12 protein-coding genes and 2 tRNA genes are annotated in these 15147 nt (G+C 61.2%); 10 read left to right on the top strand and 4 right to left on the bottom strand.

Annotated elements, in window-relative coordinates:
* Positions 1 to 126 precede the first annotated feature (126 nt).
* Complete coding sequence (locus AC0L2C_RS13925; RefSeq protein ID WP_258117678.1) at positions 127 to 1791, bottom strand: ABC transporter substrate-binding protein; 1665 nt, start codon at positions 1789 to 1791, stop codon at positions 127 to 129.
* A 308-nt stretch (positions 1792 to 2099) separates the two neighbouring features.
* Here AC0L2C_RS13925 and AC0L2C_RS13920 point away from each other — a divergent pair, with 308 nt between their 5' ends.
* The 3 genes from AC0L2C_RS13920 (at position 2100) to rbsK (ending at position 4670) form a co-directional block, all read left to right on the top strand.
* On the top strand, positions 2100 to 3158 hold the full coding sequence (locus tag AC0L2C_RS13920; protein WP_287237448.1) for an ABC transporter ATP-binding protein: 1059 nt from the start codon (positions 2100 to 2102) through the stop codon (positions 3156 to 3158).
* Between the two features lie 95 nt (positions 3159 to 3253).
* Positions 3254 to 3706, top strand: a complete 453-nt coding sequence (locus tag AC0L2C_RS13915; RefSeq protein ID WP_473523586.1) for an RbsD/FucU family protein — start codon at positions 3254 to 3256, stop codon at positions 3704 to 3706.
* Positions 3707 to 3710: 4 nt separating this feature from the next.
* Positions 3711 to 4670, top strand: coding sequence for a ribokinase (rbsK, locus tag AC0L2C_RS13910; protein ID WP_287237450.1), 960 nt, complete (start codon positions 3711 to 3713; stop codon positions 4668 to 4670).
* A gap of 338 nt (positions 4671 to 5008) precedes the next feature.
* On the opposite strand, the gene AC0L2C_RS13905 is transcribed toward rbsK, so the two are convergent.
* Entirely contained in the window at positions 5009 to 5794 is a 786-nt protein-coding gene (locus tag AC0L2C_RS13905) for an ion transporter (RefSeq protein WP_128170035.1), read from the bottom strand.
* 287 nt (positions 5795 to 6081) lie between these two features.
* Here AC0L2C_RS13905 and AC0L2C_RS13900 point away from each other — a divergent pair, with 287 nt between their 5' ends.
* Both AC0L2C_RS13900 and AC0L2C_RS13895 read left to right on the top strand, forming a co-directional pair.
* Entirely contained in the window at positions 6082 to 6561 is a 480-nt protein-coding gene (locus tag AC0L2C_RS13900; RefSeq protein ID WP_287237451.1) for an EF-hand domain-containing protein, read from the top strand.
* Between the two features lie 55 nt (positions 6562 to 6616).
* On the top strand, positions 6617 to 7723 hold the full coding sequence (locus AC0L2C_RS13895) for a flavodoxin family protein (RefSeq protein ID WP_287237453.1): 1107 nt from the start codon (positions 6617 to 6619) through the stop codon (positions 7721 to 7723).
* Positions 7724 to 7896: 173 nt separating this feature from the next.
* Here the strand turns inward: AC0L2C_RS13895 and AC0L2C_RS13890 are convergent.
* Positions 7897 to 7973, bottom strand: a tRNA-Asp gene (locus AC0L2C_RS13890).
* Positions 7974 to 8188: 215 nt separating this feature from the next.
* On the opposite strand from AC0L2C_RS13890, the gene AC0L2C_RS13885 reads away from it, so the two are divergent.
* Positions 8189 to 8264 (top strand) — tRNA-Val (locus AC0L2C_RS13885).
* A gap of 540 nt (positions 8265 to 8804) precedes the next feature.
* Here the strand turns inward: AC0L2C_RS13885 and AC0L2C_RS13880 are convergent.
* Positions 8805 to 9980 carry a hypothetical protein gene (locus AC0L2C_RS13880; RefSeq protein WP_473523585.1) on the bottom strand — a complete coding sequence of 392 codons (1176 nt, stop codon included), beginning with the start codon at positions 9978 to 9980 and terminating at the stop codon, positions 8805 to 8807.
* A gap of 329 nt (positions 9981 to 10309) precedes the next feature.
* Here AC0L2C_RS13880 and asnB point away from each other — a divergent pair, with 329 nt between their 5' ends.
* The 4 genes from asnB to nadE are packed head-to-tail and all read left to right on the top strand — an operon-like array spanning position 10310 to position 15095.
* Positions 10310 to 12247, top strand: a complete 1938-nt coding sequence (gene asnB, locus AC0L2C_RS13875; RefSeq protein WP_473523584.1) for an asparagine synthase (glutamine-hydrolyzing) — start codon at positions 10310 to 10312, stop codon at positions 12245 to 12247.
* 21 nt (positions 12248 to 12268) lie between these two features.
* A complete protein-coding gene (locus AC0L2C_RS13870; RefSeq protein ID WP_128246668.1) occupies positions 12269 to 12526 on the top strand; it encodes an acyl carrier protein in 258 nt (85 codons plus the stop codon).
* A 23-nt stretch (positions 12527 to 12549) separates the two neighbouring features.
* Positions 12550 to 14091 (top strand): class I adenylate-forming enzyme family protein, encoded by a 1542-nt coding sequence (locus tag AC0L2C_RS13865; RefSeq protein ID WP_287363264.1) that lies wholly within the window; start codon positions 12550 to 12552, stop codon positions 14089 to 14091.
* A complete protein-coding gene (gene nadE, locus AC0L2C_RS13860; protein ID WP_287237461.1) occupies positions 14088 to 15095 on the top strand; it encodes an NAD(+) synthase in 1008 nt (335 codons plus the stop codon). The genes AC0L2C_RS13865 and nadE overlap by 4 nt, the downstream gene beginning before the upstream one ends.
* Positions 15096 to 15147: the final 52 nt, after the last annotated feature.

Here is a 15147-nt window from a genome sequence, read left to right as displayed (position 1 = left end):
TTTTCCCGGGCGGGCGTTTATTGTTTTTTGCCCGGGGGGGGGGTTTTGGGTGATTGCCCGGGCGGCGGGTTAATGGTGGGGGCGGGGGGTTTGGCCCCCCCCCCCCGCGGTTCCTAAAATCTCAACCTACATGCCGAGCGAGGCCTTGTAGAGCTTGATCTGGTTTTCACGGCCGATCTGGTCGGTCAGCTTCTCCCAGGCGGCTGCAATGGCGTCGGCGCCTTCCTGTGCCGTCATCTTGCCGGCAAATGTATTGGCCAGGATGTCCTCGGCGGCGCTGTAATATTGGAAGATGCCGGGGATACGCGGCTCGATCGCGGCGTTCGGATGGTTGTAACTGTCGGCCTCCGACTTCAGATATGAGGTGATGAAGGCCTCGTCGTAACCGGCCGCCACCCATTCCGGAACGTCGAAATGCGAGTTGCGGTAAGGCTGGAAGCCGGACGGATACGCCGCGCACCAGAGCGACAGGTCCTTGCCGCCGAGATGGGCCGCGGCCGACCATGCCGCCTTCTTCTTCTTTTCATCCGAATCGACACGAGCCATGACGTAGACGCCCCAGCCGAGATAGGCGCAGTTCGGCGCATGGTTCGGGCCGCTGGCGAGTTTGTCCCACTGGCCGGTCTTGGAATTGTAGACGTCGTCCGAGCCGGGCAGGATCGAGAAGCCGGTGACGTCGCCGACGACAGAACTGTCGTTGGTCTTGACGTTGGAGCCGACGTCGCCCCACCAGGTGACCATCGAACCGGTGCCGGCCAGGAACTGCTGGAAGGCCGTGGTGTTCGGGTCGGCGTTGATCTGATCGGCAGGCTCGGACGGCAGCGCGTCGATCACGTCCTGGATCGCCCGCACCCAGGCTGGATTGTTGATGCGCGGCTTCATCGTATCGGCGTCGAACAGCCAGGCCTTGTCGTCGGGATGCTTGGCATAGGCGCTGGCGCGGCTGCCGAGGAAATAGAAGCCGAAGCCACCCCAGGCCTTGGGCGCGTCGAGATAGCCAAAAACATCCTGGCCCTGGAACTGCTTGCCCTTGAGGAATTTTGTCACCGCCTGCACCTGCTGCCAGGTCTTCGGCACGCCCCATTCACCGCCACCGCCGCCGTCCTTCCACGCCTTGGCGAGGTCGGCATCGGCAAACACGTCGGTGCGGTAGTTGAAATTGTGCGCGTCGCCGTCGACGGTCACGCGGTACTGCTTGCCGTCCCAGGTGCCGACCGGTGGCTGCAGATAGGCCACGACGTCCTTCATGTCGATCTGGTCCTTGACCCAGTCCGGCATTTCGGAGGTCAGGCCCTTGCCGCAGACGTCGCCTTCGAACGGCGCGCCCATCTCGATGATGTCGAAATCGACGGTGCCGGTGGCGATCGACTGCTGCAGGCGAGCGTTGTAGTCCGCCTGCGCCAGGTCGATCCAGTTGATCTTGGCGCCGGTATAGGTCTCCCACGGCTTCAGGAAGCCGCGAAACAGCACATTGTGCAGGTTCTGGTTGTTGAGCCCCATGAAGGTGAGCTGGACGCCGGCGAATTCGCCTTCCTTGACGCTGGCCTTGGTCGCCTCCAGGCAAAGCTCGCCGACCTGCTGGAAGTCGGCATCGGTCGGCTGGCCCTTGCCGACACCGGGGATCTGCAGGATCTGCGCGCGCAATTCGCTTGCCGCGGAAGCCGGGCGCGTCAGCGCGCCAAGCCCGGCGCCGGATGCCGCTGCGATCGCGGCCATGCTGGCCGCGCCCTTGAGGACATCGCGGCGAGTGGCACCCGCCCGCATGAATTGGTTGTAAAGGCTGACTTTCATTTCGTTCCTCCCAGAATCTTATGTGCTTGAATCTCTGTGGTGATTGTTCGGGTGTTTGGAGCGCTGGAAATGTTCCCCAACAACAGCGGCTCCCAGAAATAGCGGCCCAAGTTTTCCTCCGCAACGCTTCGCCTTCCGTGGTCCGACCAGCGTGCCGGCGCGCCCGGAACAGGGTCAAAACCCGAGCCCTTTCACTATTCTCACAACCAGGTGCCGTGTCAAACGCGAACAGAGTTTTTTATCTATAAAAGACTGGCTTGCCCTCGCCGTTTGCCTTGTTTAGCTTCACCGCAACGAAAGGGGGGCCGATGGCTCAAGTCGCGATCAGCAATGTGGCCAAGGCGTTCGGAACCGTCAAGGTCCTGCACGGTGTCAGCGTCCACATCGCCGACGGGCAGTTCGTGGTGCTGGTCGGCCCTTCGGGGTGCGGCAAGTCCACGCTGCTCAGGATGGTGGCGGGGCTGGAGACCGTTTCCGGCGGCACGATCGCCATCGGCGACCGTGTCGTCAACCATCTGCCGCCGGCCAAACGCGACATCGCCATGGTGTTCCAGAATTACGCGCTCTATCCGCACAAGACGGTCGAGCAGAACATGGCCTTTGCGCTGAAGCTGCGGAAGACCGATCCGGCCGATGTCGCCGAGCGGGTCAAGCGCGCCGCCGATATCCTCGATCTCAACCCCTATCTCAAGCGCTATCCGCGCCAGCTCTCCGGCGGCCAGCGCCAGCGCGTCGCCATGGGTCGCGCCATCGTGCGCAACCCGCAGGTGTTTTTGTTCGACGAGCCGCTGTCTAACCTCGACGCCAAGCTGCGCGTCCAGATGCGCACCGAGATCAAGGAACTGCACCAGCGGCTGAAGACCACCACCATCTATGTCACGCACGACCAGATCGAGGCCATGACCATGGCCGACAAGATCGTCGTGATGCGCGACGGCCGCATCGAGCAGATCGGCGCGCCGCTGGAACTGTTCGACCGGCCGGCCAATCTGTTCGTCGCAGGCTTCATCGGCTCGCCGTCGATGAACCTGCTCAAGGGCGTGGTGCGCAAGGGCGACAAGCCCATCGTCGAGATCGCCGGGACGCCGTTCCCGATGGCTGCAAGCAGCAAGGTGGAGGACGGGCGCAATATCGTCTACGGCGTCCGGCCCGAGCATCTCGAAATCCACCCCGACGGCGTGCCGGCGAAGATTTCCGTCGTCGAGCCGACCGGTTCCGAAACGCTGGTGTTTCTGCGTTTCGGCGAGGGCGAGATGGTGGCGCTGTTCCGTGAGCGCCACGACTTCAAGCCGGGCGACACGCTGCATCTGAAACCGCGGCTCGACCAGGTCCATCTCTTCGACGCAGAGACCGGCAATCGTCTCTAAAACACTTTGAATTGCGCATGATCTTGTCCGAAAACCGACAACGTTTCGGGATCATGCGCCAGCTTCGCATCAAAAAGCCCGTTCGGGAGGGAACTATGCTCAAAGGGATCAATCCGCTGCTCAACGCCGACGTGCTCCAGGCGTTGCGGGCGATGGGCCATGGCGACGATCTGATCATCGCCGACACCAACTTCCCCTCCGATTCGGTCGCCCGCCAGACCGTGCTCGGCCGGCTGCTGCGCATCGATGCGCCGGCGGCTGACGTGGTCAAGGCGGTGCTGTCGCTTTATCCGCTGGACACTTTCGTCGACGATGCCGCGGCTCGCATGGAGATCGTCGGCAAGCCGGACGAAATTCCCGCCGTGCAGCAGGAAGTGCAAGACGAGATCGATGCTGCGGAGGGCAAGGCCTGGCCGATGATTTCGGTCGAGCGCTACGCCTTCTACGAACGTGCCAAAAAGGCCTATTGCGTCATCCAGACCGGCGAGCGCCGCTTCTATGGCTGTTTTGCCTTCCGCAAGGGCGTCGTGGCGCCGGACGCGGAGTAGCGGGATGCCAGGCAAGCCTGCGGTCGTCAAGCCTGTCGTCATACTGGGCGTCTTCGTCGCCGACACTGCCTACCGCGCCGCCCGCCAACCGCGCATGGGCGAGACGATCCTCGGTACATCCTTCACCCTCGGCCCGGGCGGCAAGGGCTCCAACCAGGCGGTTGCAGCCGGCCGTCTCGGCGCCGACATCACCTTTCTGACGCGCCTTGGCGTCGATCCCTTTGCCGATATGGCCAGGCAGACCTGGACGCAGGCCGGGGTGAAGAGCGCCGTCATCGACACGCCGGAGAGTTATACGGGTGCGGCCTATATCTTCGTCGAGGAGACGAGCGGCAACAACGCCATCATCGTCAGCCCGGGTGCGGCGATGCTGATTTCGCCAGACGACATCGAGGCTAACGCCGGCCTGATCCGCTCGGCCGGCGTCTTCGTCACGCAGCTCGAGCAGCCGATCCAGGCGGCGATGCGGGCTCTGGAGATCGCACGCGGGGCAGGGGTGACGACCATCCTCAACCCGGCGCCGGCAGCAAAGCTTCCTGACCGCATCTACACGCTCTGCGACTATGTCACGCCCAACGAGACCGAGGCCGAGGAACTGACCGGCATCAAGGTTTCGTCCATCGACGACGCCCGCCGCGCCGCCGATCGTTTGCTTGGAAAAGGCGCCGGCGCGGTTATCGTGACGCTCGGCGAACAGGGCGCGCTGCTGCACACGGCCAGCCGCTCCGACCATGTTGGCGCGATCAAAGCCGGTTCCGTGGTCGAGACCACCGGCGCCGGCGACGCCTTCAATGGCGGCCTGGCCGCAGCACTTGCGAGAGGCGTGGACCCGCTGCAGGCGGTCCGCTTCGCCTGCGCCGTTGCTGGCATCTCGGTGACGCGGCGGGGCACGGCGCCGTCGATGCCGACGCTGCAAGAGGTCGAGGCGCTGCTCGCCAAGGCCGAAGCTGATCTCCCCCCTTGAGGGGGAGATGTCCGGCAGGACAGAGGGGGCGCCTCGCTGCGCCATCAAAGGTTCTGCACCGTCGTGACATCAGTCCGTTCCGACCACGGTGACATATTAGGCACAGTTAATATGAATCGGCAAACCTGGCTTGCGTCTTTGGCACAGGTGTCCCGTAATGGATCACTGGGTCTGGCGCCGCAATTGCACGGTCAGCAATGCCGGGGGGCAATTTTGACCTGACAATCGGGGGGTGATTGGGGGACCCCCGCCGCTTCGCAAATGGAGCGGCGGGCTCTTTCACCGCACCACACCGTCACAAGCCGCCGACGGACCGGAATGTTTCTCGCGGAGGCGATCTAGCCGCGAACGCCGGACAATTCGCGGACCTCCGCCCGCAGCGCCTGCAACTCCGCCAGGATCATGGCCTGATCGCTATGCAGCGTCGCCCTGTCGGCCGATTCCACGGCTTCATGCTCGGCCTCCATCGCCGAAACGATCACGCCGATGAACAGATTGAGCACGGTGAACGAGGTCGCGATGATGAACGGGATGAAGAACAGCCAGGCCGCCGGATAGACCACCATGACCGGGCGCACCACGCCGTCCGACCAGCCCTCGAGGGTCATGACCTGGAAAAGCGTGAACAGCGATTCTGGTATGCCGCCGAACAGTTCGGGAAAGGACGAGCCGTAGAGCTTCGTCGCCATCACCGCAAAGACGTAGAACACCAGCCCGAGCAGCAGCATGATCGAGCCCATGCCGGGCAAGGCGGTGATGAAGCCGGTGACGACACGGCGCAGCGACGGAACGATGCTGATCAGGCGCAGCACCCGCAGGATGCGCAGCGCCCGCAGCACCGAGAGAGAGCCGGTCGTGGGGATGAGCGCGAAACCGACGACGAAGAGGTCGAAGATGCGCCATGGATCGCGGAAGAAATGCGTCCTGTAGACGACCAGCCGGATCGCGAGTTCGAGCACGAAGACGCTGAGGATGGCGCGGTCGATAGCCGTCAGAAGCGGGCCAAAGGCAGCAATCGCGTCGGGCGAGGTTTCGAGGCCGAGCGTGACGGCGTTGATCAGGATCAGGACCATGATCGCGAGGTCGAAGCGGCGCGATTCGATGAGCGATTTCAGGGCATCCAAGGCTTCTTCTCCGTTAGAGCATCGGACCCGAAAATGGGAACCGGGTTCGGGAAAATCCAATGCTCAAACCCATATGGCCGGCTTGTGGCGCACCGGATACAAAAAGTCGAAACAGCCGAAGAATGCTGCGGCTAAGCTGCTGATCTCCCCCTCAAGGGGGGAGATTGGCCGTTATCGCCGTTTTCACCAATCACCAGCGTTGCAACGCGCTAGGAACCATGCGGGGAGCAGCGGGTTTGGCTTAGATGCCGACACGTTCGGTCCACCCATTCTCCAAGGAGAACACGATGACATCAGCAAGCAAGACCACAGCAATTGCCGCGGCGTTGGCTATGCTGGCTTCGCCGGCGCTACCCCAGACGAGCTCGCCTGCGCCCGCCGCACCTGCACAAGGTTCACAGCCGTCGCCAGGCGGGCCAACCGAAGACTCCATGCGCCAAACGATGCGCGAGATGATGACTGAGATGCTGGAGGAGAGAATGCAGCATCGCCGCCCGCGAGCAGAGCAGCGAGGTGACGACCGTTGGCATCGCGATTTCCGAAGGCATGACCGGCGCCATATGGGAGGCGGGATGATGCATGGCGCACGGATGCGAATGATGTTCGCCATAGTCGACGCCAACGGCGATGGGGCGCTGTCTCAAACCGAGGTTCAGGATTTTGTCGAGCGGATATTCAGCGCCGTCGACGAGGACGCCGATGACAGCATCGACAGGGAGGAAATTCGATCCTTCTTCCACGGAGGCGCTGACGGAACGGGTGAATAAATCACTGCAAGATCTTGCGCGTTCCTGGACAAGAATTCGGGAAAGGAATTCGGAAATGGCTGGTCTCGTTGCCAAATTTGTCGGGAAAACCCCGGCGCCTCGCAAGGGCATGGCTAGTCCCAGACTGAGTGAGAAAGCCTTCAAGGCGAGGTACAAGCAGCAATTCGTCGATCCAGCGTTCGAACCGTTCGCCCAGTCGATTGAGCAAATCGCTTCGATCGCCTGGCAGGCTTACGCGGATTCCCGCAAGAGCCCGATCACGAGGAAAGCCGGTCTTGGGTTCAGCGACCCCGACTACGATCTGTCCGTCGATTGGATTGCGGCGCACGAGGCGGTGCTACAGGCGCAGCGTCGGTACGAGGACCTAACGGCGCCGCCGCGTCTGTTGATCATCAACGGGTCGTCGCGCAGCGACCACACCTGTCCCGGCGAGATGTCGAAGAGTTTCCGGCTCGCCGAAATCGCCCGTGAGACCATCGACAAGGAAACGAGACTTGCGGTCGAAATTCTCGATCTGTCGCGGCTTGCTTCCGAATACGGGAGGAACATCCATCCGTGCAAGGCGTGCTTTTCGACGGCCGCTCCGCTCTGCCATTGGCCCTGTTCCTGCTATCCCAACCATTCGCTTGGGCAAGTTCAGGACTGGATGAACGAAATCTACCCGATGTGGGTCGCCGCCCACGGCATCATGATCATCTCGCCGGTGAATTGGTATCAGGTTTCTTCGCCTGTCAAACTGATGATGGACAGGCTTGTCTGCGCGGACGGCGGCAATCCGGACCCCTCGCTGACACAAGGAAAGGATGCGGCAAAGGCAAAGGAGGTAGAACTGGCCGGGTGGGACTATCCGCGTCATCTGGCAGGAAGGCTGTTTTCTGTGATCGTGCACGGCGATGTCGAAGGTGCGGAGAATGTGCGGCATTCCATCGCCGACTGGCTGCGCTTCATGAAGTTGTCGCCGGCCGGCCCAAGCGCCGAGCTCGACCGCTACATCGGCTACTGGAAGCCGTACGCTACAAGCCATGAGGAACTCGATGCCGACGAGACAATCCAGGAAGAGGTCCGCAACGCCGCCCGCTCGCTCGCCGAAGCCGTCGTCGAACGTCGGTCGGGCCGTTTCCGTCAGATCGGCATCGGCCTGGAAGACCCGCGGCAAAAATAGGAACACTAGCTCAGAACGGCGATCCGCAAGCGGTGATGGGCCAGATCGAACAGGTTTCTGAAAATCAGGCCAAGCGCTGAAATTTATCGGGCGCCAAGGTCGACCCGAATATCTGAATTGCCGGTCCGGCATTCAGAGTTTTTTACATTTCCAATCAGCTAAGTGATTGAAAATGGCGCGAGTGACGGGGCTCGAACCCGCGACCTCCGGCGTGACAGGCCGGCACTCTAACCAACTGAGCTACACCCGCGCAAGACGAGCACGGTCAGCCGTGTTCGTCGTTGGGGCGGTGGATAAGGCGTAAGCCACCGGGTGTCAAGCGGAGCGCGACAGCATAACAGCAAACAGCAGAAGGTTTTTTGACGAGCCGGATTTTGCCGCCGAAAACCACCAGCGGCGAGGCCGTCGTGCGCTCATTTGGCCTTGCGAACCCCGTCCTAACTGCTTAAAGGTCCGCCCCGGAGCGGGCGATTAGCTCAGTTGGTAGAGCGCTTCGTTTACACCGAAGATGTCGGCGGTTCGAGCCCGTCATCGCCCACCAAATTTCTTAAGGAAATCCGCACAGTTACCAGCTTCCAGATCTCGGTGACCTCAGCAACCGCCACCGAAACCGCCACCGATACAAGCCTTGAAAAGGTAGCGCTGGTCCAGCGTACTTGACTGGCAACCCGCAAGTCCTGATCCTGCATCGGGGGATGATGGGGATTCAGGCATGGGCTGGCGGGCTGAAAGAGCTTACGAAGAGGCGCAGGCGAAGGCATTCCACCAGTGGCAGGCCTCGCTGAAACGAGCGGAATACTGCATGGGACCGGTGGCGGCACTTCGTTGCCGGGGCTGCGACCGCCGCCATTTCATGCGGTCGCGGGATACCTCGACCGTGAGGGCATTCCACGCATGCGGGTCTTCCTGGACAAGCTCAAAGAAGGCTTGCAGAGCGGCGTCACTGGCAACGGTGATGTCCGTTCCTAGTCACCGGTACGATGGGATGCCGGGGCGGCGGACCTGACGGAAGCCCTTGCCGCCACGACGATGCGTTTCGCCACATACCGTTTACGTCTCACATCAGGCTTGGTCTTTGGGCCTAGTTGAGAACCATTCGGCGGTGCAACTGTGTGTCGATCGAGTCGAACACTAGAACCGGCACGAAACCAGGACGGACATATCTCAGACCATAGCCGATCACGGTTCCATCGGCCGTGACTTCTTCGATTTCCAGCACGGCATCGTTGGGCAAGCTCAGGTAATCACCACCCAACTCCCGGGGCCTTAGCCCGAAGCTACCGATCTCGAATTCCCGCTGCACCGCCTCGACTGCAACGCTGTGCAGAGGATGCTCACGTGTGATGATATCAAGCAATTCAAACTCGTTTCCACCCTGTCGTTCCACCTGCACCATTCGGGGAAGCTGGCTCAGCACCTCAGCGTGATCCCGCAGGAACGGAATGGGATCAAATAGGCTGGCGATCTCAAAAGACTTCGTCCTAGATATGGGTAAATCGGTCGCTTCGATCGTTTGCTCCGTGCCGTCGGGACTCCTCTCTACGATCCTGACCTTCAACAACTTGTTCGGCAACACCGATATAACAGCGGTCACTCGCCTGTCGTCGCTGTCCCACACGCCACGCCACATCTCTGGGCTGGAGAAACGGAACGACTGTGAATCGATGTTTGACGGCGGCGTAGAAGAAAATGGAATCGTTGTGGAGGCAGCCGGAGCGGTATTCGTCACCTCGATGTTCAAATGCCAGTGAAAGTCACCGTAAGGCTGAGTGAAGATCTGTCCGACGGACCAGAATACCAGCCATGGAAGGCTCTGCGCTTCCGCTAGCTCGTCGTGTGGCGAGAAGAAGTTGGTCCGCTTAACCGAGATCGTGGCCGGGGTCGTGTCCCGCGTGTCGAACTCTCCGGACCCAGGGGCGATGGTCGGATCAAAACGCATTGTCTCGACACTCGCACCCCTACGCGGTGACCAATAGGGCAGGAAGTGTGAGATTTTGAAGAACTCACTGGTTCCGCTTGTGTTCGTGGTTCGGAAGGCGACCCATCCTTCTGTGCCCGTCATGATGCTGCTCAGAATGGGAATGTCGCCCCCGGACTCCGCTTGATAGTGGCCTGATTGGCCGGGGTTGATAAGTCCAGCTGCCTGGGAAGGAAGGCTTCCCTCAGCCCACTCACCGTGATCAAGATGATCCTTTACCCACCTGATGGGGGCTTGGCCGGAATTTTTGATCGTGCACCTAAAGAGACGCGCTGTCATAACACCCTCCTCGAGCTAACCTCTCTATTTATTCTCCATGAAAGCAAGCACTGAAAGCTAACGGCAACTTCCCACTGGCACGTTCTTATTGCGCGCCAGAGGAAAATAGGAACTCAAACTATTGTGCTATTTGTACTCCTTAATTTTCTTATGTCTAGGAGTAGGTTAATTGGCACACGAAGTGGACGACCAAGAGTTGCATTTCCTTAGAAAGTATGATTGCTGCTTAAGCTATTATTAACCATGTGTCGGCCGAAATAATCCGGTTAACGCTTGTGGAAACCATTCAAGCTTATGTCTCCTACCTCACCGATATATGAGTCAAACCAATGTGCGGATTCGGGGGCTATTTCGGGTCGATCCGGGATGCGGAAGCTTTGCTTGCGCGGATGATCGCTGCGATCGCCCATCGCGGGCCGGATGAGCAAGGGAAGTTTGTGGCAGCCGACGCCGGGCTCGGCCATGCGCGGCTGTCGGTGATCGGGATCGGTGATGGCCAGCAGCCGATGTCGGACGTGTCAGGCAATTTGACGATTGCGTTCAACGGCGAGATTTTCAACTATTTGGAACTGCGCGAAGGGCTGATCGCCAAGGGCCGGCGCTTCCGTACGTCGAGCGACACCGAGGTCATCCTGCACCTGTATGACGAGATGGGCGAAGACTGCCTGTCGCTTCTGAACGGCGATTTCGCCTTCGCGATATGGGATAACAGGCGTCGGCGCATGGTGCTTGCCCGAGACCGGATGGGTGTCCGGCCGCTGTTCTACACGAACAGGGACGGCGTGCTGTACTTCGCGTCGGAGATCAAGGCGCTGCTGAAGGTTCCCGGCGTCTCGGCCGAGATCGATCCGATCGCACTCGACCAGATCTTTACACTGTGGGCGCCGATTGCTCCCCGCACGGCTTTCCGCAACATCCACGAACTGGAGCCGGCAAGCGTGATGATCGCGACACCGGGGCAAGTCACGGTCAAGCGATATTGGCACCTCGACTATCCGCATCGGGACGCGCCGCCGAAGCTCACCAACGAGGACGATGCGGCCGAGGAACTGCAGGCGCTTTTGAGCGATGCGGTGAGGCTTCGCATGCGCGCCGACGTGCCGGTCGGTTCTTATCTTTCGGGCGGGCTCGATTCATCCCTGGTCTCGGCGCTTGCCGCCGGCATGACTCCTCTCCAGCTGCAGACATTTTCGGTGACGTTCGACAGCGCCGAGCACGACGAAAGCGCTTTCCAGATCGAGATGGCGTCAGCAATTGGCTCCCGGCACCGAACCATTGCCTGCCAGGCCGGCGATATCGCCGGCGTCTTCCCCGAAGTCATCCGCTTTGCCGAGCGGCCGATCATCCGCACCGCCCCAGCCCCGCTCTACCAGTTGTCCGGCCTCGTTCGCGAGGCTGGCCTGAAAGTGGTGCTGACCGGCGAGGGCGCCGACGAGGTTTTTGCCGGCTACGATATTTTTAGGGAAGCGCGTGTGCGTCGGTTCTGCGCACGGCAGCCGGCATCGCGCATCAGGCCACAGCTGTTCCGCAGGCTTTATCCCTATCTGCCGGGTCTGCAGCAGCAGTCCGTGGAGTATTTAGCGGCGTTCTTCGGCGCCGGCAACGCTGCGCTCGACGATCCGCTGTTCTCGCATCGGCCGCGCTTCAAGACCACGGCGGCGGCGAAGATTTTCTTTTCCGGTGACCTGCGCGCGACGTTGAAGGGCTATGATGCGGCCGAGGAACTGGTCAGCTGGTTGCCCCAGGCTTTTTCGCTATGGCACCCGCTGCATCAGGCGCAATATCTCGAAAGCCGCTTCCTGCTGCCGGGCTATATCCTGTCCAGCCAAGGCGATCGGATGGCCATGGCGCATGGGATCGAAGGACGGTTTCCCTATCTCGACCATCGCCTGGTGGAATTTGCCGCAAGACTTCCGCCTGAAATGAAGCTGAAGGGACTGGTCGAAAAGCACATATTGCGCAAAGCGGCGGGGCATCTGCTTCCCGGCGCGATCGGGGAGCGTGCCAAGCAGCCCTACCGGGCGCCGGAAGCCCGCTCCTTCGTTGGAGCCGGGGAACTGGACTATGTGCGTGATTGCTTAAGCGAAGCGAACATCGCTGCCGGCGGACTGTTCAACGCCAAGGCGGTGGCCAGCCTTCATGAGAAATGCCGCACGCAGCCAGCGTCGGGATTCCGCGACAACGCTGCCTTCGTCGGCATCCTGTCGACGCAGCTGTGGCAGAAGAATTTCACCGGCCAAGAAGCCAGTGCAGCAAGAGCAGCTTGAGGAATCCAGGGAAGGGAAAAGATGATGATAACAATCAAGGACAAGGTCAGAGCCTTCATCGTCGACAATTTCTTGTTCGGCGACACGTCTTACGAACTTGCAGATACAGCCTCGCTGATCGAGAACGACATCATCGACTCGACCGCCGTGGTCGAACTCGTGGCGTTCATCGAGGATACCTTCGGTATTGCGATGGTCGATACCGACATCGTGCCGGCCAACCTGGATTCGATTGAGCGTATTTCGTCCTTCATCAAGGCGAAAGCGCCGGCAGTCTAGGCCCGATCGGCGAGGAGCGTTCCGTGCGGATCGAACATTTTCTGGCCGCGAATGCCGCTGCCCAACCTGCCAAGACGGCATTGATCACCGGGCATAAAAGGCTGAGCTACGAAGAACTGGACGATCTCTCGAGCCGCCTTGCCGCTGCGCTTTTCGCGAACGGCGTCAGGCGCAACGACCGGGTCGTCGTTTTCATGGACAATTGCTGGGAGATCGCGGTTTCGATTTACGCCGTCCTCAAGGCAGGGGCGACCTTCATCCCGGTCAACCCATCGACCAAGGCCGACAAGCTTGCCTACATCCTTGCCGATTGCGACGCTGCCGCGATCCTCACCCAGGCAAAACTGATGCCCGTGGTCGCCGAGGCCTGCGGCGGCAACACCGGCATCTTCGTGGCTTCGACCGTCGGCGCCGATGGCCAATGCCCGGTGGGGGCTGCATCCCTGACGGACTGCCTGACGCTCGAAGCCGGGGAGATCGACCACCGCGGCATCGACGTCGATCTGGCGATGCTGATCTACACGTCGGGCTCAACCGGCCGGCCCAAGGGCGTGATGATGACGCACCGCAATTGCGACGCGGCGGCGGACTCCATCACCACCTATCTGCGCAACACGTCCGACGACATCATTCTGAATGTCCTTCCTCTTGCCTTCGACTACGGCCTCTATCAATTGCTGATGGCCGTCAGGCTCGGCGCCACGCTCGTGCTCGAAAAATCCTTCGCCTTTCCTCAAGCGATCTTTGAGCGTATCCGCGAGGAGGGCGTCACCGGTCTTCCGCTGGTGCCGACGATGGCAGCGATGATCCTGCAGATGCGTGACCTGGAACCGGGCTTCCTGCCCAGCGTCAGCTATATTTCCAACACGGCGGCGGCCTTGCCGCCGGCCCATATCGAACGTCTGCGCTGCCTTTTTCCCGGTGTCAGGCTGTATTCGATGTATGGCCAGACGGAATGCAAGCGCTGCACCTATCTGCCGCCCGAGGAGCTCGACCACCGGCCGGGTTCGGTCGGCATAGCCATTCCGAACACCGAAGCCTTTGTCGTCGACGACAACGGGCAGAGCGTGCCGCCAGGTGTGGCGGGTGAGCTGGTCATTCGCGGACCGCACGTCATGCAGGGTTATTGGCGAAACGAAGCTGCGACGGAACGAGCGCTGCGACCGGGCCCGAACCCTTGGGAGAAGGTCCTCTACACCGGTGACCTGTTCAGGACCGATGAGGACGGCTTTCTCTATTTCGTCGGCCGCAAGGACGACATCATAAAGACGCGGGGAGAGAAGGTGGCGCCGAAGGAAGTGGAAGCCGTGCTTCACGGCCATCCGGGCATCGCCGAGGCCGTTGTCGTCGGCGTGCCGGATCCGCTGCTCGGGCATGCGATAGGCGCGCTCGTCATACGCTCGGACCCGAAGCTCAGCGAAAAGGATGTCATGCGCCACTGCGCCCGTCATCTCGAGGATTTCATGGTGCCCAAAATCATAGAGTTCCGCCTGGAATTGCCGAAGACGGATACGGGCAAGGTCAGCCGCCGGCTTGCGTCGGAGATGATGGAGGCCGCGCAATGAGCGTTCGCCCCGGCGATGACGCGCCGACCATTCTGGCGCAGGCCCTGGCGATCGACCCCGGCGCCGAAACGGACAGGATCGTGACCGCCTTGCGCCAGCAGTTGCGCGGCATTCGCAAGCGCGGCCTGGTGCTCGGTCTTTCCGGCGGGATCGATTCCAGCGTTTCGGTGGCGTTGGCGGCGCGAGCCGTCGGGCCACAGAATGTACTGTGCCTCTTCATGCCGGAAAACGATTCCGATCCGGAAAGTCTGCGGCTCGGCCGGCTTGTCGCCGGCACTTTCGGTGTCGATTCTATTGTGGAGGATATCGGGCCGATCCTGCGCGCCATGGGCTGCTATCAGCGCCGCGACGCTTTCATCCGCGAATTGGTCCCGGACTACGGCGAAGGCTGGGCCTCGAAGATCGTGATTGCGAACGCCCTCGAGCATGAGGGCTACAATATTTCGTCGCTGGTGGTGCAGGACCCCGGGGGCAAGCAGACCAAACTGAGAATGCCGCTGCCGGTCTATCTCGGCATCGTCGCCGCCACCAACATGAAGCAGCGCACCCGCAAGCAGATCGAATATTTTCATGCCGACCGGCTGAACTTCGCCGTTCTCGGAACGCCCAACCGGCTGGAATACGATCAGGGCTTCTTCGTCAAGAACGGTGACGGCGCGGCGGACGTCAAGCCGATCGCCCACCTCTACAAAACGCAGGTCTATGCGCTGGCGGCCTATCTCGGCGTCCCCGAGGAAATCCGCAATCGGCCGCCGACCACCGATACCTACTCGCTGGCGCAGACGCAGGAGGAGTTCTACTTCTCGCTTCCCTATGACCGCATGGATCTTTGCCTTTGCGGCCTCAACAACGGCGTGGCTGCCGAAGTGGTGGGGCAGGCGGCAGGACTGGACGCCTCGCAGGTGGAACGCGTCTGGGCCGACATCGCCGCCAAACGCAAGGCAACGCGCTACCTGCACCTGCGCCCGCAACTCGTTGATGAGGTCGAGGAAGTCGATACCTGACCTGCTTCTCCAACCTGGCCACGGCGAGCGCTTCAGGGTGACCGATGTTCCG

It is taken from the genome of Mesorhizobium sp. WSM4845, assembly GCF_055811455.1.
This window is presented reverse-complemented; position numbering and strand designations above follow the sequence as displayed.

Coding starts and splice junctions, on each gene's coding strand:
- AC0L2C_RS13925 (WP_258117678.1), bottom strand. CDS start 1,791: ATGAAAGTCAGCCTTTACAACCAATTCATGCGGGCGGGTGCCACTCGC.
- AC0L2C_RS13920 (WP_287237448.1), top strand. CDS start 2,100: ATGGCTCAAGTCGCGATCAGCAATGTGGCCAAGGCGTTCGGAACCGTC.
- AC0L2C_RS13915 (WP_473523586.1), top strand. CDS start 3,254: ATGCTCAAAGGGATCAATCCGCTGCTCAACGCCGACGTGCTCCAGGCG.
- rbsK (WP_287237450.1), top strand. CDS start 3,711: ATGCCAGGCAAGCCTGCGGTCGTCAAGCCTGTCGTCATACTGGGCGTC.
- AC0L2C_RS13900 (WP_287237451.1), top strand. CDS start 6,082: ATGACATCAGCAAGCAAGACCACAGCAATTGCCGCGGCGTTGGCTATG.
- AC0L2C_RS13895 (WP_287237453.1), top strand. CDS start 6,617: ATGGCTGGTCTCGTTGCCAAATTTGTCGGGAAAACCCCGGCGCCTCGC.
- AC0L2C_RS13880 (WP_473523585.1), bottom strand. CDS start 9,980: ATGACAGCGCGTCTCTTTAGGTGCACGATCAAAAATTCCGGCCAAGCC.
- asnB (WP_473523584.1), top strand. CDS start 10,310: ATGTGCGGATTCGGGGGCTATTTCGGGTCGATCCGGGATGCGGAAGCT.
- AC0L2C_RS13870 (WP_128246668.1), top strand. CDS start 12,269: ATGATGATAACAATCAAGGACAAGGTCAGAGCCTTCATCGTCGACAAT.
- nadE (WP_287237461.1), top strand. CDS start 14,088: ATGAGCGTTCGCCCCGGCGATGACGCGCCGACCATTCTGGCGCAGGCC.